Annotated in this window: 18 protein-coding genes and 1 riboswitch; of the genes, 14 read left to right on the forward strand and 4 right to left on the reverse strand. The window is 33.2% G+C overall.

The window, feature by feature from the left end; genetic code table 11:
* Positions 1-80: 80 nt before the first annotated feature.
* Both BKM63_RS08410 and BKM63_RS08415 read right to left on the reverse strand, forming a co-directional pair.
* Positions 81-695, reverse strand: coding sequence for a deoxynucleoside kinase (locus tag BKM63_RS08410; protein ID WP_071636155.1), 615 nt, complete (start codon positions 693-695; stop codon positions 81-83).
* Positions 695-1,510 carry a hypothetical protein gene (locus tag BKM63_RS08415; protein ID WP_071636156.1) on the reverse strand — a complete coding sequence of 272 codons (816 nt, stop codon included), beginning with the start codon at positions 1,508-1,510 and terminating at the stop codon, positions 695-697. Before BKM63_RS08415 ends, BKM63_RS08410 begins: the two co-directional genes overlap by 1 nt.
* 223 nt (positions 1,511-1,733) lie before the next feature.
* Here BKM63_RS08415 and BKM63_RS08420 point away from each other — a divergent pair, with 223 nt between their 5' ends.
* The 3 genes from BKM63_RS08420 to BKM63_RS08430 all read left to right on the forward strand — a co-directional run bounded on the left by BKM63_RS08420 (position 1,734) and on the right by BKM63_RS08430 (position 7,727).
* Complete coding sequence (locus tag BKM63_RS08420) at positions 1,734-2,624, forward strand: GLPGLI family protein (protein WP_071636157.1); 891 nt, start codon at positions 1,734-1,736, stop codon at positions 2,622-2,624.
* 75 nt (positions 2,625-2,699) lie between these two features.
* Entirely contained in the window at positions 2,700-5,396 is a 2,697-nt protein-coding gene (locus tag BKM63_RS08425) for a carboxypeptidase-like regulatory domain-containing protein (protein ID WP_071636158.1), read from the forward strand.
* An 87-nt stretch (positions 5,397-5,483) separates the two neighbouring features.
* A complete protein-coding gene (locus tag BKM63_RS08430; RefSeq protein ID WP_071636159.1) occupies positions 5,484-7,727 on the forward strand; it encodes a hypothetical protein in 2,244 nt (747 codons plus the stop codon).
* 63 nt (positions 7,728-7,790) lie between these two features.
* On the opposite strand, the gene BKM63_RS08435 is transcribed toward BKM63_RS08430, so the two are convergent.
* Positions 7,791-9,563, reverse strand: coding sequence for a DUF4153 domain-containing protein (locus tag BKM63_RS08435; RefSeq protein WP_071636160.1), 1,773 nt, complete (start codon positions 9,561-9,563; stop codon positions 7,791-7,793).
* Positions 9,564-9,714: 151 nt separating this feature from the next.
* Positions 9,715-10,965 carry a methionine adenosyltransferase gene (metK, locus tag BKM63_RS08440; protein ID WP_071636161.1) on the reverse strand — a complete coding sequence of 417 codons (1,251 nt, stop codon included), beginning with the start codon at positions 10,963-10,965 and terminating at the stop codon, positions 9,715-9,717.
* Positions 10,966-11,497: 532 nt separating this feature from the next.
* On the opposite strand from metK, the gene BKM63_RS08445 reads away from it, so the two are divergent.
* From BKM63_RS08445 to BKM63_RS08495, 11 genes are all read left to right on the forward strand, one after another.
* Positions 11,498-14,344 carry a TonB-dependent receptor plug domain-containing protein gene (locus BKM63_RS08445; RefSeq protein WP_071636326.1) on the forward strand — a complete coding sequence of 949 codons (2,847 nt, stop codon included), beginning with the start codon at positions 11,498-11,500 and terminating at the stop codon, positions 14,342-14,344.
* Between the two features lie 385 nt (positions 14,345-14,729).
* Positions 14,730-14,918, forward strand: a complete 189-nt coding sequence (locus BKM63_RS08450; protein ID WP_071636162.1) for a hypothetical protein — start codon at positions 14,730-14,732, stop codon at positions 14,916-14,918.
* Positions 14,919-14,996: 78 nt separating this feature from the next.
* Positions 14,997-16,304 carry an O-acetylhomoserine aminocarboxypropyltransferase/cysteine synthase family protein gene (locus BKM63_RS08455; RefSeq protein WP_071636163.1) on the forward strand — a complete coding sequence of 436 codons (1,308 nt, stop codon included), beginning with the start codon at positions 14,997-14,999 and terminating at the stop codon, positions 16,302-16,304.
* Between the two features lie 246 nt (positions 16,305-16,550).
* Positions 16,551-17,639, forward strand: a complete 1,089-nt coding sequence (locus BKM63_RS08460; protein WP_071636164.1) for an aspartate kinase — start codon at positions 16,551-16,553, stop codon at positions 17,637-17,639.
* Positions 17,640-18,185: 546 nt separating this feature from the next.
* Entirely contained in the window at positions 18,186-18,377 is a 192-nt protein-coding gene (locus tag BKM63_RS08465) for a hypothetical protein (RefSeq protein ID WP_071636165.1), read from the forward strand.
* Positions 18,378-18,566: 189 nt separating this feature from the next.
* A riboswitch (SAM riboswitch) is annotated at positions 18,567-18,674 on the forward strand.
* A 76-nt stretch (positions 18,675-18,750) separates the two neighbouring features.
* Entirely contained in the window at positions 18,751-19,734 is a 984-nt protein-coding gene (locus BKM63_RS08470) for an alpha/beta fold hydrolase (protein WP_242661119.1), read from the forward strand.
* 1 nt (position 19,735) lies between these two features.
* The gene (gene thrA / locus BKM63_RS08475) at positions 19,736-22,150 is read left to right on the forward strand and encodes a bifunctional aspartate kinase/homoserine dehydrogenase I (protein WP_071636167.1); all 2,415 of its coding nucleotides are present in this window, start codon (positions 19,736-19,738) and stop codon (positions 22,148-22,150) included.
* Between the two features lie 150 nt (positions 22,151-22,300).
* Complete coding sequence (locus BKM63_RS08480; protein WP_071636327.1) at positions 22,301-22,738, forward strand: OsmC family protein; 438 nt, start codon at positions 22,301-22,303, stop codon at positions 22,736-22,738.
* A gap of 145 nt (positions 22,739-22,883) precedes the next feature.
* Positions 22,884-24,056 carry a trans-sulfuration enzyme family protein gene (locus BKM63_RS08485; RefSeq protein WP_071636168.1) on the forward strand — a complete coding sequence of 391 codons (1,173 nt, stop codon included), beginning with the start codon at positions 22,884-22,886 and terminating at the stop codon, positions 24,054-24,056.
* 177 nt (positions 24,057-24,233) lie between these two features.
* On the forward strand, positions 24,234-24,737 hold the full coding sequence (locus tag BKM63_RS08490; protein ID WP_071636169.1) for an RDD family protein: 504 nt from the start codon (positions 24,234-24,236) through the stop codon (positions 24,735-24,737).
* A 169-nt stretch (positions 24,738-24,906) separates the two neighbouring features.
* Positions 24,907-25,317, forward strand: a complete 411-nt coding sequence (locus BKM63_RS08495; protein WP_012023576.1) for an RrF2 family transcriptional regulator — start codon at positions 24,907-24,909, stop codon at positions 25,315-25,317.
* Positions 25,318-25,375 lie beyond the last annotated feature (58 nt).

The following is a 25,375-nucleotide window of genomic DNA, read 5'->3' on the forward strand; positions in this document are numbered from 1 at the left end:
AACTTTGACAGAGTTTCTTAGAAATGAAAATGCCTCTAAAAATTATTTAGAGGCATTTTTTATTTCGTGCAATTTGTGTTTTAAAACAATCCGTTTAACTCAGCATCAATTCTATTAATGATGTCTCCTAAATCTTCCGGATTATCAACAAAATTAATATTGTCTACGTCAATTATTAATAATTTTCCTTTAGTGTAAGTCTGGATCCAGGCTTCGTATCTTTCGTTCAAACGGCTCAAATAATCAATAGAAATTGAATTTTCGTATTCACGTCCGCGTTTGTGAATCTGCCCCACCAAATTAGGAATTGAACTTCTTAAATAAATCAATAAATCCGGTGCTTTTACCAGCGATTCCATTAATTCGAATAAAGAAGTATAATTTTCGAAATCACGGCTTGTCATCAATCCCATCGAATATAAATTGGGAGCAAAAATATGCGCATCTTCATAAATCGTTCTGTCCTGAATAATTTTTTTACCGCTTTCGCGAATTTGTAAAACCTGACGAAAACGGCTGTTAAGGAAATATATTTGTAAATTAAACGACCAGCGTTCCATTTGATGGTAAAAATCGTCCAAGTAAGGATTATCAACCACATCTTCATAATGGGGTTCCCATTTAAAATGTTTGGCTAATAATTTAGTTAATGTAGTTTTTCCTGCGCCTATATTTCCTGCTATTGCTATGTGCATTACGGTGTTACGATTTTATAATTTACAATTTCTTTGCCTGTAAAAATAGATAAAATTTGGTCTTTGTAATAGAATTTGTCAAACGTTTTTTCTAAAATTTCAATTTCAGAATCCAGCGTAGCATCGGCTTTGCTAATATCTCTAAAAAACAAGGAATTAGCTTTGCCGAAAATGTATTTTTGAGAACTTATTATTTCAATTTTATCAAAATCAGGCACATTTCCTAAATTGGATATTTTTCCAAAAATATCGCACGAAAACCAGTTGTTTTTTTTATCAATCCAAAAGAAAGTATTAAAGTCTGTTTGGTAATATTTTATGCTTTCTGTAAAAGGATTGGAAACGGTTTTGTATTCATTTTTTAAATAATCAAACAATCCGATCTGCTGATTTAAAGTATTAAAAATCCATAGTTGATTTTGAGTCGACATTCCAACAGCGCTTACAACTATCGGAATTGCATTTTGAGAAAAATTAATTTCGGTCATTTTATTCAGTTGATTGTCTAACAAAACAACGCTGTTAAAATCTTCATAGAATAAAACAATTTTAAGCGGATTCTGGATGTCAATTTTGGTGATATTTCCCAAAGAAACATTTTTGTATTCGAATATTTCGTTTCCTTTAATCTTTCTAAAAACATTGTTTTTTACGTCATAACCATATCCAAAAGCATCAAAACCAATAAAATTATCAATATCGACTTTAAATTTAGAAACAACAGCGGCATTTATTTTTTGGCTTTGCCCAAAAATATAAGAAGACGAACACGCCACAAAAAGCAGTAATAAAAATTGTCGCATTGGTTTGCTCATAATTACTAATTTCAATAGGCCAAAGTACAAAAACTGTATCAAAGAAAAACTTAAAACTATATATTTGGTTTATTTTAGCCTTCTTTAAATTCTAATAGTCTTACAAACAACCTATTTTGTCGATTTCATTTTAGGATTGATATATTTAATTTTCAGTATTTTAAAATTAATAATACATTTGAATGTAAGTTTTACCAGACTTTACAATATAAATAAGAAACACATGAAAAAACTATCATATTTACTTCTAGTACTTGCTTTCAGTCAGGTACAGGCACAAAAAGATTTTCAGGGAATGGCGGTTTACGAATCTAAAACTCAGGCTCCTAAATTTGAAGGAATGCGAGCCGGAAACCGCGACATAACCCCGGAAATGCAAAAAACAATGGAAGAGCGCATGAAAAAGATGCTCGAGAAAACATTCGTATTGAATTTTGATAAAACGGCTTCTATTTATAAAGAAGAAGAAAAACTCGAAACTCCCGGACAACAGGGCGGCGGTATGCGTATTATGATGAATTCTTTTATGGGAGGCGGAGGCACTTTTTATAAAGATGTAAAAAGTAAATCGTACACGGTGGATAAGGAATTTATGGGAAAAGAATTTCTGGTTGTAGATTCTCTGCCAAAATTAAATTGGAAGATGGAACAGGAAACCAAGCAAATTGGCGGGTACAATTGTTTTAAAGCAACGGCTGTAAAAGAAGCCAGTAAAACTGATTTTAGAAATTTTAGACCCAAAAATAACGACGATAAAAAAGAGGAAGCAAAAAAGACTTCGGGAGATACCAAAACCAATTTTGAAGACAATTTTGAAATTCCGAAAGAAATTATCGTAACAGCATGGTATACACCGGAAATTCCGGTTAATCAGGGGCCTGAGAATTATTGGGGGCTTCCTGGTTTGATTTTGGAAGTAAACGACGGAAAGACGACAATTTTATGTTCTAAAATTATTTTGAATGCCAAAGACAAGGTCGAAATAAAACCTTCTAAAAAAGGAAAAGTAGTTTCTCAAAAAGAATATGACGAAACGGTGATTAAAAAAATGGAAGAATTTAGAGAAATGAACCGAGGACGTGCCGGCGGACCGCCTCCAATGATGGGAAGATAAAATGGATTACATTCTAAATTTCAAATTGATTCGTTTGTTAAATAACATTCGGGTCTAAATTCCAATATTCTGATAATGCATAAGATACTTTTTATATTCGCCTTACTTTTTACTTGTATTTCCTTTTCGCAAAGTGTTCGTTTTGATGGTTTTATTCAGGACGAGCAGAAAAATCCGTTAGAAATGGCCAATATAATGGCGGTCAATAATGCGACAAAAGCAATGGATTCATACGGAATTACCAATGATAAAGGAAAATTTCAACTTACTTTAAAACCAAATACTTCGTATACAGTGAAAGTGAGTTATTTAGGAATGAAATCTAAAGAAATTGCCGTTGCGACCAAAACTGAAAATATGGTTCAGAATATTGTTTTAGATGGCACCGGAATTGAACTTGAAGGTGTTGAAATCGTTCGGGAAATGCCGGTTTCAATAAAAGGGGATACCATTGTTTACAATGCCGATTCTTTTAAATCAGGAACTGAAAAAAAACTCGAGGATGTTCTTAAAAAACTGCCCGGAGTTGAGGTAAATGCCGATGGCGAAATTGAAGTGGAAGGAAAAAAAGTAACCAAATTAATGGTTGAAGGAAAAGATTTTTTTGACGGCGACACCAAACTCGGCGTTAAAAATATTCCTGCCGATGCGATTGACAAAGTTCAGGTTTTAAGAAATTACAACGAAGTAAGTGCTCTAAAAGGTTTAGAAAACGATCAGGATAATGTCGCGATGAACATTAAACTGAAAGAAGGTAAAAAGAACTTTTGGTTTGGAGATGTAACCGCCGGAATTGGTGTGGCAGAACTCGACAGCCGTTATATCATTAATCCGAAATTGTTTTACTACAGCCCTAAATACAGTATTAATTTAATTACCAATTTTAATAATATTGGGGAACTTCCGTTAACGGCACAGGATTATTTTAAATTCACAGGCGGATTTAAAAACATGATGAAAAAAGGAGGCAGTAATTTTAATGTTTCATCAAATGATTTGGGAATTTCGGTTCTTCGAAACAATCGCGCGAAAGAAATTGAAACCAAATTTGGCGCGACTAATTTTTCTTATTCTCCAATAAAATCGTGGAATATAAGTGGCTTTGGAATTCTTTCGACTTCAAAAACCGATTTAGAAAACAAATCACAGACTACAATTTTAGAATCGGGAGATCAGCAGAAAAGAGATGAGGAAACGCATCAAAAAAATAACTTAGGACTTTTTAAACTAAGTTCTAGTTATAAGCCAAATGATAAATTTCAATTTGATTATGACATTTTAACCAAGTTGTCAAAACAGGAAGAAGATACTGATTTATTGCGTGAAGCAATTGAGGGTAATCAAACTTCTACAGAAACCATTTTTACAAACAAAAAGCAAGATCCAACTTCTGTTAATCAAAATTTGAGCTTGTATTATACCCAAAGTGATAAAAATATTTTTGCTTTTGAAATGCAGCATTTGTACCAGGATGAAAATCCGTTTTATAATGCCAATCTGCATACACTTCCATTTGATGATAAGGATTTACCAGGATATATTTTAGGGCAGGATCGAAATGATTACAATCAGAACCGTTTTGTAAAAACCAATAAACTCGATGCGAAACTGGATTACTATTATATGGTAACGCCAAAAAGCAACATCAATATTACATTAGGGAATACATATTCGTACCAAAATTTTAATTCACATATCTTTCAAATGTTAGATAGCGGATCTAGAAATGACCTGAATGATCCGCAAAATAATAACGATGTAAATTATAGTTTTAATGATGCTTTTGCGGCTTTTCATTATAAAATTCTAACTGGAAAATTTACTCTGACACCGGGTGTAAGTGTCCATTCGTATAAAATGACAAACATGCAGAAGGGAACTAATTTTTCTCAAAATTTCACCAAAATACTGCCGGATTTTTTCGCCTTGTATCAAATTAAAAAATCAGAAACTTTAACTTATAATTTCTCCCTGACAAACGATTTTACCGATATTAATCAGTTAGCTACTGGTTCTGTTTTATCAGATTACAGCAGTTTATTCCGTGGCAACAGGACTTTAGAAAATGCCACTTCGCAAGTTCATACACTTCGTTATTTCAAATACAATATGTTTAATTTTGAGAATATTTTTGCCAATGCAACCTACACTAAAAAAGTAGATGCTATTAAAACAGAAGCAAATTTTGATGGAATTAACCAATCCTCATCGCCTTATAATTCAAATTTAGCTGATGAAACTTTTTCAGGAATGGGAAATTATGGACGTTCTTTTTTAAAGAATTATAAAGCTTCTGTAAATGCGAGTTTCAATTGGTCAAAATTCAATAATATTCAAAATGAAAAATCAGCAACGACAGAAAGTTTTGTGCAGAGCTATACCGTAAAAGCATCAACAAATTATAAAAACCTGCCGAATATTGAGTTTGGCTATAATCTTTTAGTGAATAAATACAGCGGTTCAACTTTTTATACGGATAAACCATTTGCAAGATTAGATTATTATTTCTTAGATAGTTTCTCTTTTGTTTCAGAATATGAATTTTACCATTATTATAATGGAGACAAAACAGTTGATAATGAATATGATTTTTTGAGTGCGAGCCTAATCTACCAAAAGAAAAACAGCAAATGGGAATATAAAGTATCGGCAACCAATTTGTTAAACACAACTTATCTTAACGACGACAGTTTCTCGCAATTCTCCACAAGAGTTTCCCAGTATACCGTTCAGCCTCGCTATATTATCTTTTCAATGAAGTACAATCTGTAAGAAATGGTGAAATTTTAAATTTTGGCTGTTTATTAGGTAATAATCGAATATCTTTACGCTTAATATTAACAGCCAAATTTTTATATTATGCGTAATTTCATCTGGAGTTTCATTTTGTGTTTTTGTGTAGTTTTTGTTTCTTTTTCTCAAACAAAAACGATCGAAAAAGGAACTTATATTTCTAATACAAAAGGGCAGAAAATAAAACTAAACTTGTTAGACGATAATAAGTACGAATTAGTTTTTTATACAGGAGAATATAAGGTTAAAGGAGATTCGCTATTGTTTTCTCAAACTTCAAAAGCAGAAAGTTCTTTTGACCTGGAGTATAAAAATGATAAGAAAGCAAAAAAAGTTAAAATTAAGTTTTTAGATCCTTCTTATAATTCTTTTTATATCGGAACTCAAAAAGGAACTGAGGAAGTTCAATATCAACGAGTTTCAGATATAAAAAACAAAGTAGATCCTGAATGGAAAAGTTTAGATCTTGATTATGAAATTGATCGTACAGATTATTTGTATCTAGTTTACGAAGGTTATGAAGCAGATAGTCAAATTTCAAAATTTGCTTTGCCAAAAGATGTTTCAGAAATTACAATAAAATACGATTTTGATGTTGTAGGGAATTTACAAATCGAAGGTTTTTTGGATCGTAAAAAAAATGAATTAATAGTTTCTGAAAAATCAGGAAAAAGCCCAATTGTATTTGTAAACGAAAAAAATGCTCCCGTTGTTACGGTTTCAAAAGTAACTCCTATAGAAAATAAGGTTGTTGCGAAGTGGACTTATCCGGGCAAAGAAAATACTTTATTAGATGACAATTTTGGAACAGGCGTTGCTGTTGATAGTGCCGTTGCTACTGTAGATTATGTGGTAGATGCAAATTATACAAAATACGATTTCAAGTTAAAAATCGAAAATAATCTAAAAAGTGCAATTGCAGCAACCAAAGAAGCAGGTACTAAATTTTTGGTAACGCTGGTTGATAGTAAAAATACTTCGGCGCAAGCAGATTTTAATACTTTTATTAAAGATCAGGAAACACAAATTGGCTATAATATGTATGATAAGTACAATGCGCAATATGATGTTTTTAATTATTATCTGGCTGGAGCCGATGATAAAAAATGGCTGAAAAACAATAAAATAACAAATGATCCAAGTGTATTTGTAGTAAACGGAAACGGTGATTTATTAGCGGCAGCAAAATCCAATTTATCAGATAAACAATATCAGTTTAGTTACTACGGAGATTTTTATCGAAAACTTTTGCGCGCAGATGCTTTTGTCTCTATTGATAAAACCTTAAAAAACAAAAAAGCATCAGATACTGACTTAATCAAAACTTTTAATAAAGCGGCAGCTTTAGAAACATCATACGATTATGATTCGGATTTTGTGGTGGATGATACCAATCCTACTGAATTTGTGTTTGCCAAAACAGCATTAGACAGAAAAGCAGTAGCTCAATCCTGGAAAAAACTAATTGAAGCACATCAAAAAGACGCAAAACCTGATCTGTATTTGGTTGAAACAATAGTAAAAGAAATCAAAAACCAAGGTTTTACGAAACAGCTTTTTAATGAGGACAAAATTTTAAACGATACCGATTTCTTATCAATCGATTATTTATTAAAACATTCTGAAGAAATAGAAAATAATCGTGCAGCTTTTAATAGCAAAGAAGGAGAAATTCATAATGTAGGGAATGTAGTAGCTGAAATTGCAAATGCATTTCAACTCAATACATACGCATCTCAAGAAGGTGTTTCGGGAGAAATTAACAAAGATAAAATCAATGCAACGTATAAAAAGATTATTGCATCAGGAAAAGGCAATTTTGAATCGTACCGAAATTATTTCGCGTATTTGGAACAAAACGAAGATAAAGATGGTTCAAATACCACTTTCTTAAGAGAATTCAGCACCTACTTTGATTCTAATTTAGCATCGACAAGCCCAATTGAAAAATTAGACGCAATATATTCTACTTTAGATTCGTCTTCCAGCTATTCTTATGACGGATGGAATGCATTTAAAGAGTATCATTCAAATCTTTGTAATACGGCAGCATGGACAGTAGTTTTAAAACCGGCAAATTCAAGCTTTATAAAAGCAGCCATAAGCTGGTCTGAATATAGTTTGATTATAACTAAAAACAATCCGTATTATCTGGATACTTTGGCTCAGTTGTATTACAAAGACGGCCAAAAAGAAAGAGCAGTTGCAACACAGGCTTTAGCGGTAAAATATTTAACGCCGGAGGTGGAAGAAGGAACTGCAAGTGAAATAAAAGAAACGCTGGCAAAAATGCAAAACGGAACTTACTAAAGTTAAAAGATTAGAATAAAACAAAACCCGACAAAATTTTAAATCTTGTCGGGTTTTATTTTTCTATTTTTTAATGGCTGCCATTACTTTTATCTGGTAATTTCTTGGAATTTTTTTGTTGTTTTCAATCTTGCCATTCGCACTTAGATAATTAATTAAAATGATGTATTTGGAATTTTCTATTCTTTGCTGAATTTTTGTATCTGAATTATAACCGTTTCTAAAATTGGAATTTGTATTGATAAATTCATTTATTTTAAGCGGAATTATATCTTCATTAATTTTTAATTCCTGACCATAATCTGTTGTTTTTGATTTAATCGAATACGTTACATTATCTAAAGTAATGCATTTGCTGCATTCAAATGAATTGTTCTGGTTTAGAATAAATGTGAAATCATAACCATGAATGTTAACTACAGCATTATTATCATTTTCATAAAAATAATAATTGAAAGAATCATTTTCTTTCTCCTTTTGTTCATATTCAGATCGATACTCAAAACCTAGGCTTCTCACAATCTCACTAGGTCCGGGATTTTTATCTTTTTTGTACAGCTCTCCTAATTTTTTAGGTGCATACGGAATCAAAACTTCAAAAGTGTAATTTCTATCTAGAAAAAACACAATACTGCTTAATTCCTTTTCTTGTTCAAAAGTTACTTTTTTACCTTCTGTTTTTTGCATAAAGTTTTCAAATCGGGATAACTGACTGTATTTTGAAACAGAATCAGCACTTTGAGGCCCCACAATCGAAAACAATCCGGCCAAACACATACTTATAGGAATGAATTTTATTTTTGGATGTTTTGAAATTAGAAAATAACCTACAACAACTGCCAGCCATATTGATAATAAGAGAACATAATAGCGTTCATGCGTAAATCCATAAAGATTAATTCGGTATAAAATGGCCCAAAATAACAGTACTAAAAGCGGAATCAAAAGAAAATAAAACCAGCGGTTGAATGTTCGCATCCATAAATTACCACTTTCATTTGCAATAGGATGGACCAGTAAAAAAGAAAGGATTCCGATAATAGCAAAAGCCAAAACCAGATAAGAAACCCAGCCTACTGGCAGCGAAAGCGTAATAAGGATTTTAGCTTCGTAACATATTAAGATTACCAAATAAATACTGATAAGAGGTAATAGTATAAACTGCGTGAAATTTTTAAGTCCTTTCGGATAATTTAACTGAAGTGGAAATTCTTTATTATTGGTTTCAGGAACACCGCTTAAAAAGAAAACAGTATTAAAAATTCCTGCAATAATGAAGAACAGATATCCGTAGATTTTGCTGTCAAATTCAACTTTAAACAATTGATCGACTGCTAAAATTGCCAAAGCTAAACCGGTATAAAGCACAATACTGTACAGCCCTGAAGTAAGAATTCGTAAAAAAAGCTGTTTATTGAATTCCCAAAACTCTTCCTGATTGTAGTTTCTTGGAATAAAACCAGCGAAAGAAACCAGTAAATGCAAAGCTAGGTTGAGAACAAAAAACTGCTGCGTTTCGGCATCTGATATTCTTTCTCCAAAATTAAATACAAAAGCAATTAATGGTACACTAAATATCAAGCTGACTGCAAATCGTATGATATTGTTTTTCTGTTTTGCTGCAAAAAATAAACTGGCAGAAACAAACCAAACCAGACATAAGGAACAGCTCATGACAGCTTTTAAATAGAAGTCATCGTAATTGGTATAATCTTGCCTAATATTTAAAATAGCGAAAATAGTACCGCAAATTGCTGTAATAGTTTCTAAAGGAAATCTCAGAATGGTTTTCTGCGTTGCCTTTAGCACGTTCTGTAACGAAGGAAGTCTGCTCATTTTTTTAATCAGTTATTTTGTATAAAGTAAGGTAAATTGCAAGGGATAACCAAATAAAATAAAAACGTAAAAAATGGTAATTACTAAAAATAAAAAAGGCTGTCTAATTTTAGACAGCCTCGATTTTATATGTTGAATTTAGATTTAAAAATTACAATCCAAATGCAGCTTTTACCTGGTCAACAAAATCAAGTTTTTCCCATGTAAATAACTCAACCGTAACAGTTTTTTCGTTTCCTCCAGGAGCAGAAAAAGTTTTAGTTACTGTTTCCGGTTTACGTCCCATGTGTCCGTAAGCCGCAGTTTCGCTGTAAATAGGATTTCTTAATTTTAAACGCTGCTCGATAAAGTAAGGACGCATATCAAAAATAGCTTCTACTTTTTTAGCGATTTCACCGTTAGTTAAGTTTACTTTAGAAGTTCCGTAAGTTTCAATGAAAATTCCCATTGGCTCAGCAACTCCAATAGCGTAAGAAACCTGAACTAAGATTTCGTCAGCAACACCTGCAGCCACTAAGTTTTTAGCGATATGACGTGTAGCATAAGCCGCACTTCTGTCTACTTTACTTGGATCTTTTCCAGAGAATGCACCACCACCGTGAGCACCTTTTCCACCGTAAGTATCAACGATGATTTTTCTTCCTGTTAAACCAGTATCTCCGTGAGGTCCTCCAATAACGAATTTTCCTGTTGGGTTAATATGGTAATTGATTTTATCATTAAATAAATGAGCGTGCTCTGGATTTTTAGCGATAATTCTTGGAATCAAAATTTCGATAATATCTTTTTTGATTTTAGCCAGCATTGAAGCTTCTTCATCAAAATCATCATGTTGTGTAGAGATAACAATAGCATCAATACGAGTTGGTTTGTTATCGTCGCTGTACTCTAAAGTTACCTGCGATTTAGCATCAGGACGCAGATAAGTGATTTCCTTATTTTCACGTCTTAATATAGCTAACTCTTGTAATAATTTATGAGATAAATCAAGCGCCAATGGCATGAAGTTTTCAGTTTCGTTTGTAGCGTAACCAAACATCATTCCTTGATCTCCGGCACCTTGCTCTTCTGGCTTAGCTCTGTCAACACCTTGATTAATGTCTGCAGACTGCTCATGAATTGCTGAAAGAATTCCACAAGAATTCGCTTCAAACATATATTCACTTTTAGTATATCCAATTTTACGGATTACCTCACGCGCAATTTGTTGTACATCAAGATAAGTATTTGATTTTACCTCACCTGCTAAAATAACCTGACCTGTAGTAACTAATGTTTCGCAAGCTACTTTTGAGTCAGCATCAAATGCCAGAAAGTTATCGATTAAAGCATCCGAAATTTGATCTGCAACTTTGTCTGGATGCCCTTCACTAACAGATTCTGACGTAAATAAATAAGCCATAATAATTTATTAAATTAACATTAAGCGAGGAAAAGTAATTGCTGAAAGTGCTAAAGGAGAGTTCCTGCTTTAGCATTTTTTACTACTGAAATCTATCTTTCAGCATTCATAACGAACCGTTTCATTATGAAGAGGTTGCAATCAGTTCAAATTTTTCCTCTGTATTCGCGTGCAAAGGTATAAAACCATTTTGATTTGCAAATCAAAGTTCAACTTTTTTTATTTTTTATAGCAGAAATTTAACAGTAACATACTAATTTGATAGGGTAATAGAAAATATTTTTGTTTTTGTTTGGCTGATTAAAAAATAGTTCGCACATTTGCCTCAAGAAAATTAAAGAAAAATGAAATTTACAGTTTACAATATGATGTCTTGTAAGATGCCGGAGTTATCCGCAGAGACGCTATTGTAATTTTTTATAAAAATAGAAATAGAACCTCTGCAGACCGCAGAGGTTTTTTTTTGTTCAAAAATGAAATAAACTATAAATCTTTTTTAAGCCAAAAACCACTAATTAATCACTTAAAAGCAATGAAAAAAAATGTACTAATTGTTTTAGGCCTGCTTACATTTTCAGGCATTTATGCTCAGGAAAATAAAACAGAGCAGGACAGCCTGAAAAATAATGAATTATCAGAAGTTACAATTATTGGGTCTAGAAGTAAGAATAGAGTAAAAACAGATGTTCCGGTTCCGGTTGATGTTTTTAATATTGCCGATATTACAAAAGGAGCACCGCAAACGAGTGTGACTCAAATTTTAAATTATGTTGCGCCTTCATTTACAAGTAATGCAACATCAACCGCAGATGCTACAGATCACGTAGATCCTGCACAATTAAGAGGTTTAGGGCCAGATCAGGTTCTAATTTTAGTAAACGGAAAAAGAAGACATACAAGTGCCTTAGTAAATATAAACGGATCGCCTGGAAGAGGATCTGTAGGAACTGATTTAAATGCGATTCCGTCTTTTGCAATCGAAAGAATTGAAGTTTTGAGAGATGGTGCAGCAGCTCAATATGGTTCTGATGCCATTGCCGGAGTAATTAATATTGTACTGAAAAAGGATGCAAAATATCTTTCAGGAGGAATTCAGTACGGAACTAATTTATCATCCGGATCTAATAATTTTGAAGGCGGAGCCGATGGACAAACTGTACAGGTCGATTTAAATTACGGAACTTCGCTAGGAAAACCTGGAAGTTTCTTAAATATTACCGGTACAGCCGTTACAAGACAAGCAACAAGCAGAGCAGGAATTAGAAATAACGGAATTTTTAATGCCTATAATGCTGTAGAAAACAGAGCAGCTCAAAATGGAGTTGCGATCAATTCACTTTTCAGTAATATTAATACGACTTCAAATTCAGCACAAATCATCAGTTCATTACAGCAATATGCACCGCAGGTAAATTATTTTACAACGGCACAGCAAACCGCAATTGCATCTGCAACTACAATTGCACAAATGCAGACGGCGCTTAATTTTGATGTAACGAATAACGAATTATCATATAGAGGACAGCAGAGAAGCGACTATAATATGAGTGTCGGCCAGTCAGAACTAGCTTCTGGGCAGGCTTATTATAATGCAAAATATCCTTTAACAGAAAGTACTTCATTGTATTCATTTGGAGGATTATCGTATAGAAATGGTAAATCGTATGCTTTTAACAGGCTCCCAAATGGTTCAGGAACTTTTACTCAGGTATATGAAAACGGATTTTTACCGGAAATAGAATCATCAATATTAGATGCCTCAGCAGCACTTGGAGTTACAACAAATGTATTGGGCTTTGATACCGATTTAAGTACAAATCTGGGCTCAAACTCTTTTCAATATGATGTAAACAATACTAGTAATGCCACTCTTGGAACAAATTCTCCATCTAGTTTTGATGCCGGAAAAGTTTCATTTTTGCAAAGTACAACCAATTTAGATTTTAGTAAAAAGCTAGATGTTTTATCTGGTTTAAACGTTGCTTTTGGAGGAGAATTTAGATACGAAAATTATCAGATAAAAGCAGGAGAGGAAGCTTCATACGGATTGTATGATGTAAACGGAGCTTTAGTTTCCGGAATCCTGCCAAGTAATTCACCTTTAATTGTTACTGATTTCTTTGGAAATAAACGTGGAGCAGGAGCACAGGGATTTTCTGGATTTCAGCCATCAGACGCTAAAGAAAAAGACAGAAAAAGCGGTGCAGCATATATTGACCTAGAATTGAATGCAACCGAAAACTGGCTGGTAAATGGAGCAGCCCGCTATGAAAATTATTCAGATTTTGGAAGTACAGTTACATTTAAGTTAGCTTCCCTTTTAAAACTGACAGATAATATTAATTGGAGAATCTCCGGACAAACAGGTTTTAGAGCACCATCATTACAACAGAAATATTTTGAATCAAGTTCAACTCAATTTATAAACGGATCACCATACCAAGTAGGTTACTTTACAAATGATTCGCAGGCAGCGAAAAGTATTGGAGTAGAAAACTTAAAACCAGAAAAGTCAAAAAGCATCAGTACCGGATTTACATTTAAAATTCCGGAAGCGAATATTACAATTGCAACAGATGCTTATTTTACAAGAATTAACGACAGAATTGTTTTATCTGGACAATATGCAAGACCAACAGATGCGCAGATAAACGCAGCTACATCGCAGACACAAAAAGATGCATTGACATTGTTTCAGCAAGCATTTGATTTAAAAGGTGTAGAGAGAGCCTCGTTCTGGACAAACGGAATCGACTCTGAAACAAAAGGAATTGATTTGGTAATCTCGCAAAAATATGATGTGATTCAGGATTTCGTTATAAGAAACGATTTGGCTTTGAGTTATAATGAAACAAAAAGAGTAGGAGACTTAAATGTACCTCAGTCTATTATTGATGCGGGTGGAGAACCTTTCAAATATTCTTTTTTCCCTGAATCAAGCCGCATTTATTTAGAAGAGGCAATTCCGAAATTAAAAGCGAATTTGATGACCACTTTCAGTATCAAGAAATTAGATATTTATTTAAGAAACAGCTATTTTGGAAAAGTGACAGATCCGGGAGCAACAGATGTAAACTTAGACGGATTCTCTTCAGTTTACGAACATCCGGAATACAGCGCAAAATTAGTAACCGATTTATCTTTAGGATATCAAATAAACGAACATTTCAGAGCAACAATCGGATTTAATAATATAGGAGATGTTTATCCGGACAGAAATAACCCGGCAACTCCGGCTTTTACCAATACAACTCCAACTTTATCTCCGGCGCCAAGTACAGATTTAACAAATGCAAATCAGTTTGCTTATTCAAGAGCGGTATCGCAGTTTGGATTAAACGGAAGATTTGGTTTTGCCCGATTAAGTTTTAAATTTTAAAAAGAGCTGCCACAGATTATTAGGATTAAACGAATTAGCATTGATTTTTAGATCATTGTAATCCTTTAATCTGTGGCTAAATTAACCGGCTTTAGCGGTTAGTAAAATTTTTAATGTTAAATATCAAAATTTTATTTGGCAGTTAAATAAATAAATATTACATTTACTCTATCGAATTAGTCGAGTTTAAAAAAAGAATAAAATTTTAAGTAAAATGAAAACAATAGCAAGAAAAAATATGATGTGTTGTAGTATGATGCAAATGTGCATCCAATCTTGCTGTTGCCAAAAGTAAAAGATACAATCTTTGTTATAGTTACACTATAAGCCCTTTTGGTAGCCATCCGAAAGGGCTTTTTTCATTTCAACACTTAAATTAAAAATCATGAAAACATTAAATTCAATAGCAGTCGAATATTTATTAAGAAACGATTCTCAGGCAAGCAATACTAAATCAGAAGAAATAGCAAGAGAAGTTATAAGAATTAACACTGAACAGCGTATAAAAAGTCAAAAATCATTACTGTTTCAAATGTATGATCTTGAAGAAGAAGGAGAAGATTTTTTTGCTTAAATCAATTCAAACTTAATTACAATTTCAAAAATCCATATCAATATATATCGTATTAACAATATTTAAAAAATCAACATCATGAGTACTACACACAAATTTGCAACAAACGCATTACACGCAGGCCACGACGTAACCAAAAACTCTGGAACAAGAGCAGTGCCAATTTATCAAACATCATCATACGTATTTAATAATGCAGATCATGCGGCCAATTTATTTGGTCTTGCCGAAGCAGGATTTATTTACACGAGACTAAATAACCCAACAAATGATGTTTTAGAACAACGGCTTGCAGCCCTCGAAGGTGGTATTGGAGCTGTAGTTACAGCATCCGGAGCATCGGCAATTTCAACAACTTTATTGACATTGCTAAGAGCCGGAGATCATATCGTAGCATCAAATAGTTTATACGGCGGAACTTATAACTTATTAAGTGTAACGTTACCGCGTTTAGGAATTACAACCACATTTGTAGATCCTTCAAATCCTGAAAATTTTACTAAAGCAGCAAAAGAAAATACAAGAGCATTTTTTGTAGAATCTTTGGGAAATCCAAAATTAGATGTGTTGGATCTAAAAAGAATTTCGGCAGAAGCCAAAGCATTTAAAGTGCCCTTTATAGTAGATAATACAGTTGCGACACCTTATTTATTAAACCCAATTAAATATGGTGCCGATATTGTAATTCATTCACTGACAAAATATATTGCCGGAAACGGAACTTCGTTAGGAGGTGCTATTATCGATGCCGGAACTTTTGACTGGGCTAACGGAAAATTCCCTGAATTTACAGAACCTTCTGCCGGATATCATGGATTAGTATATCATGAAGCTTTAGGAAATGCCGCTTTTATTGCAAAAGCAAGAATCGAAGGATTGCGCGATTTTGGAGCAGCTTTGAGTCCGTTTAATGCTTTTCAGATTATCCAGGGATTAGAAACGCTGCCAATCAGAATTAAAAAACACAGCGAAAATGCTTTGGTTCTGGCTGAATGGTTAGAGAAACAAGATGAGGTGGTCTGGGTAAACTACCCAGGTCTAAAATCAAATAAATATTATGACTTAGCCAAAGAATATCTTCCGCAAGGACAAAGCGGAATTATCACTTTTGGACTAAAAGGAGGCTTTAACGCAGCTAAAAAAGTAGTAGACGAAACAAAATTGTTCTCACTCCTGGCTAATATTGGCGATACAAAATCGCTTATTATTCACCCTGCAAGTACTACACACCAGCAATTGTCTGAACAAGATCAATTAGCGACTGGAGTATCAAAAGATTTAGTCCGACTTTCTGTTGGAATAGAAGATGTTGAAGATTTAATTGCCGATTTAAAAGCAGTTTTTGAAAGCGTTACACAATCGCAGTACAGCATCAATAAAAATTAGGTTTTTTTGTTTTTTGTTTGAAAAATTGCCTTTAGCAGCGTGAGTTCTGCTAGAGGTGATTTTTTATAAATAAAAATGACTATAAAAGTTTTACCATATCAAGTAAATAAGTTCATTTAGTAGAGACGCACCATAAGTGTATTTAACTCAAAACACGGAGAGTCTAAATTATAAACGCTGATTTAAATGAGCTTATATCACTTATATGGTTCAATAAAATTAGATGTGTTTTAAAAAATTAAAATTATGTCAAAGCTTAAAATAAATATTATCCTATTTGGAATAGGAAATATAGGAAGCACCTTAATCAATCAGATTATAGAAAGCCAGGAGTTTTTTCTGCAAAGTAAAAATGTCGATTTTCATTTTCCTATCATTACCAATTCTACAGTAGCCTTTTTCGAGAAAGAAGGCGTGGGATATGCCTGGGAAACCAATTTTAGAGAATTGGCGGTTCCTTTTAGAGTTGAAGATATTATTGAATTTGCAAAAGAAAACGAATTCGAAAATCTTATTGCGGTTGATGCAACGGCAAGTGACGAACTGATAGGACATTACAATACCCTGATCGAAAACGGCTTTAATATTGTTGCTGTAAATAAAAAAGCCAATACACTCCCAATAGACCTGTATAAACAGTTACGAGAGAATCTTAAGAAATACGACAAAGAGTTTTTGTATGAGACATCCGTAGATACAGGATTTCCGGTTTTACAGACTTTAAGAGATTTATATTATTCCGGTGAAAAAATAACAAAAATAAGAGGCGTATTTTCAGATAACCTGAGTTATGTTTTTAATCGATTTTCGTCAGAAGATAATTCTTTTTCATCCATTTTAAAAGATGCCAGTCTGCTGGGTTTAATGCGCTCTACTTTTAAAGAAGATTTATCTGGAAATGATACCGCAAGAAAATTGTTGATTTTAACTCGTGAAATTGGTAAAGAATTTGAATTCTCAGATATTAAAATCAAGCCGCTTATAGGAGAAGAACATTTAGAGAAAAACGGAATCCTGAATAGAGATGCCATAGACAAGTCTTTTAAGATTGCCAAAATAACACAGAAGGACAATCATGTCCTGCGATATATAGGAGAATTTGATGTGGAGAAAAATACTTTAGAAGTAAAATTAGTTTCAGAACCCATAACCTCGGCAATAGGTCAGTTAAAAGGTTCTGACTCCATTTTTGAAATCTATACACAATCTTATGCTAATACTCCAATTGTCATTCAGAGTGCTTCACCATGTAAGCAGGCAATCTCAAGAGGTTTAATAACCGATATTTTGAAAGTAGCAGAAAAAATAAAAAATAAAGAAGCTGTCTGGCTCTAAAAGTGTTTCTAATATTAGTAAGTTCTTTGATAGATTGAAACAGAAAGTTAGTTATTTTTTGTAGGATTATACTTTATTTGTTCTAAATCTTAATTTTGTAAGATGTTTTTTAACGATAAAACACTGTTTTTTAACGTTTTTTAGGATTATTTGTGTAAAAATTGTTTGCAGAAATAAAAAAAATGTCGCAAATTTGTAAGGCAAGTAAGATCTGTTAAAAACAGACAACTAATTGTTAAAATAAATGAATGCTTTTAGATTTTAATCAGAATCGAAAAAGCTTTATAAAGAAAATTTAAATGCAAGATTTTTTAAAAATAACAGTCAAATCGCAAATGAATAAGTCCCTACAGATGAACAAGATGTTTAATGTCGCACGTATTTGTGTACGCGTCTGTTGATACTAAAAGTATATATAAGTTCTATAAAACTTAGACCCTTTTGGTATTAAAATCCAAAAGGGTTTTTTTATTCCTTTTGGTTAGCATAACAAAGAATTAAAGAAAAGATAAAGATTAAAAAATAACTAACATAAACTTAAACATCATGAGCACAATTAACTACTTAAGAAAAAAACTTTTCAGAAGCAAAATTGAAAGAAATAACCCGCCGCCGACTAACGAGTTGATTCATCCAAGTTTCGGAATAACCGAAACAGATAAAAAAGCGGAGAAAAAAGCACCAAATTCATTATTGTTTTTGATGTATTCAAAAGAAAATGAAACCCTTTTCATCTAACTTGAAAAGCACTCATAAATTAGGTTAAAACCTGCTTAATTTTACTGGGCAATTTGTTCGGTAATTTTTTGCGTACAATAGTTTCTGATTGAAGTATGTTTAAGAAATTGAATAATCAGTTTCGATAAAATTTGTTAGTTTAAGAAATTAGTAGTTAATTTGCACCGTTAAGTTCAAAAATGTATTGAAATGTTATAAAGAAAGGACGAGGGATTAGACCCGATGAATCCTTAGCAACCCTTCGTTAAATCGAAGAAGGTGCTGCATTCTACCACGCCCAACGTGGAAAGATAACAACAAGAATTTTTCTAGTTTCAACTCTAGACTTTCTTTCTAATATTTCCACACAAATCAAAATTAAAAAGATTTGAAATTGGAAAATATACCAAGTCCCATCATAATTCAAGATTTCATCACCGAAAGTGGTGCACTATATCCATCGTTACCATTAAGTTTTACACTTTCTGGTCTGCCTTTGCATACCGCACCCATTGTTTTGGTTAATCATGCCTTAACAGGAAATGCCGAGGTTACCGGCGAAAACGGCTGGTGGAGTGATTTAATTGGTGATGATAAAACAATCGATACCGGCAAGTATACGGTTTTGGCATTTAATGTTCCGGGAAACGGAACAGATTCTTTTATAATCGAAAACTATCAGGATTTTACAACCAGAGATATTGCGAGAATTTTTATAAAAGGATTAAAAGCTTTAAACATACAACAAGTATTTGCCATAATTGGCGGTTCTGTTGGAGGAGGCATTGCCTGGGAAATTTTGGCATTAGAACCAAACATTACCGAAAACCTAATTCCGATTGCAACCGACTGGAAATCGACTGACTGGATGATTGCAAATTGCTATCTGCAGGAACAGATTTTAAACAATTCTTCAAAACCAATTGAAGATGCACGAATTCATGCCATGTTGTGTTACCGTTCACCGGAATCATTCAAAGAAAAATTTCAGCGCACCATCAATCAGGACCTTTTGATTTTTAATATCGAAAGCTGGCTCGCGCATCACGGAAAAAAATTGCAGAAACGTTATCAGTTATTATCGTATAAATTGATGAACCAGTTGCTTAAAACCATAGACATTACCAGAAACAGTGAGAATTTCGAAGCATTAATTTCCAAAACAAATGCTGCGATTCATATCGTGGCGATCAATTCAGATTTGTTTTTTACACCAAAAGAAAATCTGGAAACTTACAATGAATTAAAGAAATTTAAAAACAATGTTTTTTACAGCGAAATTGATTCGGTTCACGGACATGACGCTTTTTTAATCGAGTACAAACAATTAGATCATTTACTTGCCGATATTTTTAAGGCAGAAACAATAGCAAAATAAAATGAAAATATTAAAATTTGGAGGTAAATCATTATCAAACGGAGAAGGACTTAACAAAGTAGTTTCAATCATTTCTGATAAAGTAAATCAAGGCGAGAAAATTGCCGTAGTCGTTTCTGCCCGTGGAAATGCGACAGATGAATTAGAAGATATTTTAAGAATTGCTGCTAAAAACGGTAATTATAAACCTTTATTAGAAAGTTTTAAAGCCTATCAGATTTCAGATTTTCCGCAAGTTGACTTATCTGAAGAATTTAATATTTTAGATAAACTTTTTGAAGGAGTAAGCTTAATTGGTGATTACAGCAATAAAATTAAAGACCAGATTTTGTCTAAAGGCGAATTGCTTTCGGCTAAATTATTGACTTCAATTTTAGTAGAAAAAGGAATTCCTGCCAATTTTGTTGATACAAGAGAATTACTAAAAACCGATTCGAAATTTGGTGATGCTCAGCCATTAGAACAATTATCTAAGAAAAACGTAATCAATTATTTCAAATTACATAACGGAGAAACGGTAAATATCGTTACTGGTTTTATTGGTTCAAACAATAACAACGACACCACAACTTTAGGAAGAAACGGAAGCAATTACACCGCTTCGTTAATTGCTAATTATTTGGATGCTGAGGAACTTCAAAACTTTACACACGTTGACGGAATCTACACGGCAAATCCTGATTTGGTTGCCGATGCTAAAAAAATCGAGTATTTGTCTTTTAACGAAGCAAATGAATTAGCCAATTTTGGAGCAACAATTCTGCACGCTAAAACGATTATTCCGTTGTTAGAAAAAAACATCCCGCTTCGAATTTTAAATACATTCAATCACGAAAACCACGGAACATTAATTACTTCAAATTCTGCTAAAGAAGGAATCAAAACACTTTCTGTTTTAGAAAATGTTTCATTGGTAAACCTTGAAGGACGCGGATTACTTGGAAAATCAGGAGTCGATGCCCGAATTTTTAAAGTAATGGGCGATCACAACATCAGCGTAAGCATTATTTCGCAAGGTTCTTCAGAAAGAGGAATTGGTCTTGTTGTGGCAAAAGACAAAGCAACACTGGCAATGGTTGAATTAGAAAAAGAGTTCGAAAATGACTTTTATTCTAAAGATGTAAACCAGATTACAGTAACAGATAATGTGTCTGTAATTTCAATTATCGGACAGGATTTAAGTACGTTCCATAAACCATATACGGCTTTAATTAAAAACAAAATAGTTCCAATTTTATTCAACAATACGGTTACGGGTAAAAACGTGAGTTTAGTTGTGAAGAAAGAAGAATTAAACAAAGCTTTAAACGTAATTCACGGAGAGATTTTTGGAGTTTCTAAAAAAATCAACATTGCTATTTTTGGACATGGATTAGTAGGAGGAACCTTGATTAATCAAATTTTAGAGTCGGCTTCAGCAATTGAGAAGCGCAAAGATGTTAAGCTGAATGTTTTTGCGATTGCCAATTCTAAAAAATTGCTTTTAAACAAAAACGGCGTAACTTCAAGCTGGAAAAATGATATTGAAAGCAAAGGTGAGCCTTACACAATAAAAGACATTATCGCTTATGCAAACGAGTATCATTTAGAAAACTTAATAGCGATTGATAATACAGCAAGTGCATCATTTGTAGAAAATTATATTCCGCTTGTAGAAAGCAGTTTCGATTTGATTTCTTCAAATAAAGTTGCGAATACTTTAACGTATGGTTTTTATAAGGAATTAAGAAAGGCTTTGACAGAAAATCAAAAGAATTATTTATACGAAACCAATGTTGGAGCAGGTTTACCACTAATTGACACGATCAAATTACTGCATCTTTCCGGTGAAAACATCACCAAAATAAAAGGAGTTTTCTCTGGAACGCTGAGTTATTTATTCAATAATTTCTCGGCAAAAGATGTTCCATTCAGCGAAATTCTGAAAGAAGCAATTGATAATGGATACACAGAACCAGATCCGCGTGAGGATTTATGCGGTAACGACGTAGGAAGAAAATTATTGATTTTGGCAAGAGAATTAGATTTGCAGAATGAGTTTGAAGAAATCTCAATTCAAAACCTGATTCCGGAACATTTACGTGAAGGGAATGTTGCTGATTTCTTAACGAAATTACAAGAATTCGACCCAATTTACGATAAAATAAAAGCCGATCAAAAACCAAATCATGTATTAAGATACATTGGTGAATTGTCTGGTGATTTACAAAATGACAAAGGAAATTTGGAAGTAAAATTAGTTTCAGTTCCTTCAGATACGGCTCTAGGCGGCTTAAAAGGTTCTGATTCTTTCTTTGAAATTTACACAGAATCTTACGGAGATCGTCCAATTGTTATTCAGGGAGCCGGTGCAGGTTCTGCGGTAACGGCAAGAGGAGTTTTTGGAGATATTTTGAGATTGTCGGATAAAGGATAGTTTAGATTTTTAGAATTTTAGTCCCGATCCCGAAACCTCGGGACGGGAGCAGATTTTAGATTTACTAAGCTTAGCTTGTCATTTCGATCCCGAAGTCTAGGGATAGAAATGACTGGATTGAGAATAAAAAACAAAAAAAATAACAACACAATGAAAGTAACTTTGAACAGAGTAAATGACGCATTTCATTTTAAACTAAAAAATGAACGCGGACATGTAGTTGACGTTGACAGCAGAGCTGAATTTGGCGGAAGCGATTTAGGTGCAAGCCCAATGGAACTTGTATTAATGGGCGTTGCAGGATGCAGTGCTATTGATATGATTTCGATATTAAAGAAACAACGCCAGGAAATCACTTCATTTAATGCTGAGGTAGAGGGAGAACGTGTAAAAGTGGGTGAAGCAACACCTTTTAAAGAAATCAATGTAGTTTTTTACTTAGAAGGTGATATTAATCCTGAAAAAGCACAACGTGCTGCACAGCTTTCTTTCGAGAAATACTGCTCCGTTTCTAAAACAATTGAACCAACAGCTACAATCAATTACAAAGTTGTTTTAAACAACACAGAATTAGAAAAAGTTAATTAGTCAATTTGAGAATTGGGTAATTTGAGAATTAGAAAATGCTCAAACTAACTATAATAATTGACTCGTTTTTAGTTAAGATTTAAGTTTTTACTGAATGTAAAAAACTTTAAACCTGAACTTTGAACAAAAAAACAAAAAACACACAATGAATAACGAAGAATTTGGTTTTGAAACACAAGCCATAAGAACACAATTAGAAAGATCTCAGTATTTAGAACATTCGGTGCCTTTGTACCTATCGTCAAGTTTTGTTTTTGAAGATGCCGAAGATATGAGAGCTTCTTTTACAGAAGAAAAAGAAAGAAACATTTACAGCCGTTTCAGCAATCCAAATACAACTGAATTTGTGGAGAAAATCTGCAAAATGGAAGGAGCTGAAGCAGGTTATGCATTCGCAACCGGAATGGCAGCGGTTTATTCAACATTTGCTGCTTTATTAAATGCAGGAGATCATATCGTTTCTGCAAGCAGCGTTTTTGGTTCTACGCATGCTTTGTTCATGACTTATTTTCCAAAATGGAACATCGAAACATCTTATTTTGAAATTAATAAACCGGAAACGATCGAGAGTTTCATTAAGCCAAATACCAAAATATTATACGCAGAATCACCTACAAATCCCGGGGTAGACGTTATTGATTTGCAATTGTTGGGAGATATCGCTAAAAAGCACAATCTGATTTTAATTATCGATAACTGTTTTGCAACGCCGTATTTACAGCAGCCAATTAAATTTGGGGCGCATTTAGTTGTGCATTCAGCAACAAAATTAATCGATGGACAAGGTCGTGTTCTAGGAGGAGTGACTGTTGGAAGTGAAGATTTAATCAGACAAATTTATTTGTTCTCAAGAAATACAGGTCCGGCTTTATCACCATTTAATGCCTGGGTTTTATCAAAAAGTTTGGAGACTTTGGCAATTCGTGTTGAGAGACACTGCGAAAATGCCTTAAAAGTCGCTGAGTTTTTAGAAAGCCATCCAAATGTAAACAGTGTGAAATATCCGTTCCTGAAATCGCATCCACAATATGAAATTGCCAAAAAACAAATGAAATTGGGCGGAAATATTATTGCTTTTGAAATTAAAGGAGGAATCGAAGCAGGAAGAAAATTCCTGAATTCAATAAAACTTTGTTCATTATCAGCAAATATTGGTGATACACGATCAATTGTTACGCATCCGGCTTCTACAACACACAGTAAATTATCCGAGGCAGATCAATTGGCTGTTGGAATCACGCAAGGTTTAGTTCGTGTTTCTGTAGGTTTAGAAACTGTAGAAGATGTAATCGCTGACTTGAAACAAGCACTTGCTTAATTTTAGACTTAAGTCCTGATGGCTTCGGGATCTATTTTCTAGATATATTAAATGACGATTTTTCACTGTAAATTTATTACTGTTAAAAATCGTCATTCTTTTTGGTAATTGTTTCGGTAAAAAATATATTTTTGTGAGCAGTGAATCAAAATTATTCATAATTATAACAACCTAACCATGAGCAATTCTACTTACGTTTTAGATGATAAAATATTAGCGTCCAGCGGCGCACGTTTTTTAAATTATATTATTGATCTTATATTTTTTGTAATTATCCTAATTGCAATCGGGATTTTAATTGGTGTTCTTACTGCTTTGTTTGGAATGACTGAGCTTGGAGTATGGGTTGATAATTTAGGCGATTTAGGCTGGAATATTATTGTTGTAGTTATATCTGTAATTTATTATACGTTGCTGGAAGGATTCTTCGGAAGGTCAATAGGAAAGTTTATTACCGGAACTATTGTGGTCGATGAAAATGGAGAAAAACCAACAATTGCTACTGCGTTTAAAAGAAGTTTATGTCGTTTAATTCCTTTTGATGCTTTTACTTTTTTAGGAGGTTCCAGAGGCTGGCACGATTCAATTTCAGGTACCTATGTTGTTAGTAAAAAAGGATTAGAAGAAGAGAAAAAAACATTTGAGGAATTCAGCTTAATAGGCGTTAAAGAAGTAAATTAGTTAAACTATACTAATTTGGTAGAATTTAAATTTGAATCTGATATTTTTCTCGTTTAAAAAGCTTATTTTTGTTCCAGAAAAATATGCGGTTTGTATATTTTAGAAAAATCTAAAATCTGCTCCCGTCCCGAGGTTTCGGGATCGGGACTAAAATCTAAAACTATAGATAGTGCTTTCAAAGAAAACAAAATACGGAATTAAAGCTCTTACATATTTAGCCAGGAGAGAAAATAACGAACCTGTACAAATTGCCGAAATTGCCAAAAGTGAACATATTTCGATTAAATTTCTGGAAAGTATTTTATTATTACTTCGTAATTCCGGATTTCTTGGTGCCAAGAAAGGAAAAGGCGGCGGGTATTATTTGATAAAAGATCCAAAAGATATCAGCATGGCTAAGGTCTATCGTATCCTCGAAGGTCCAATTGCATTGCTGCCATGTGCGAGTCATAATTTCTATGAAAAATGTGATGACTGCGATGACGAATCTACCTGTGCTGCACGGCGCTTAATGACCGAAGTTAGAGATAACACACTGAAAATATTAGAAAGTAATTCTTTGGCAGATATTGCTTTTTAAAGATTACTTAAAACAAAAAATGCCCATTTCAACATTCCTGAAATGGGCATTTTTTGTT

Origin of the sequence: Flavobacterium johnsoniae (assembly GCF_001879205.1) — a bacterium.
In the GTDB taxonomy this organism is placed as follows: Bacteria; Bacteroidota; Bacteroidia; order Flavobacteriales; family Flavobacteriaceae; genus Flavobacterium; species Flavobacterium johnsoniae_A.

Coding starts and splice junctions, on each gene's coding strand:
- BKM63_RS08420 (WP_071636157.1), top strand. CDS start 1,734: ATGAAAAAACTATCATATTTACTTCTAGTACTTGCTTTCAGTCAGGTA.
- BKM63_RS08435 (WP_071636160.1), bottom strand. CDS start 9,563: ATGAGCAGACTTCCTTCGTTACAGAACGTGCTAAAGGCAACGCAGAAA.
- BKM63_RS08425 (WP_071636158.1), top strand. CDS start 2,700: ATGCATAAGATACTTTTTATATTCGCCTTACTTTTTACTTGTATTTCC.
- BKM63_RS08450 (WP_071636162.1), top strand. CDS start 14,730: ATGAAAACATTAAATTCAATAGCAGTCGAATATTTATTAAGAAACGAT.
- BKM63_RS08460 (WP_071636164.1), top strand. CDS start 16,551: ATGTCAAAGCTTAAAATAAATATTATCCTATTTGGAATAGGAAATATA.
- BKM63_RS08490 (WP_071636169.1), top strand. CDS start 24,234: ATGAGCAATTCTACTTACGTTTTAGATGATAAAATATTAGCGTCCAGC.
- BKM63_RS08465 (WP_071636165.1), top strand. CDS start 18,186: ATGAGCACAATTAACTACTTAAGAAAAAAACTTTTCAGAAGCAAAATT.
- BKM63_RS08480 (WP_071636327.1), top strand. CDS start 22,301: ATGAAAGTAACTTTGAACAGAGTAAATGACGCATTTCATTTTAAACTA.
- BKM63_RS08410 (WP_071636155.1), bottom strand. CDS start 695: ATGCACATAGCAATAGCAGGAAATATAGGCGCAGGAAAAACTACATTA.
- BKM63_RS08415 (WP_071636156.1), bottom strand. CDS start 1,510: ATGAGCAAACCAATGCGACAATTTTTATTACTGCTTTTTGTGGCGTGT.
- metK (WP_071636161.1), bottom strand. CDS start 10,965: ATGGCTTATTTATTTACGTCAGAATCTGTTAGTGAAGGGCATCCAGAC.
- BKM63_RS08445 (WP_071636326.1), top strand. CDS start 11,498: ATGAAAAAAAATGTACTAATTGTTTTAGGCCTGCTTACATTTTCAGGC.
- BKM63_RS08455 (WP_071636163.1), top strand. CDS start 14,997: ATGAGTACTACACACAAATTTGCAACAAACGCATTACACGCAGGCCAC.
- thrA (WP_071636167.1), top strand. CDS start 19,736: ATGAAAATATTAAAATTTGGAGGTAAATCATTATCAAACGGAGAAGGA.
- BKM63_RS08430 (WP_071636159.1), top strand. CDS start 5,484: ATGCGTAATTTCATCTGGAGTTTCATTTTGTGTTTTTGTGTAGTTTTT.
- BKM63_RS08485 (WP_071636168.1), top strand. CDS start 22,884: ATGAATAACGAAGAATTTGGTTTTGAAACACAAGCCATAAGAACACAA.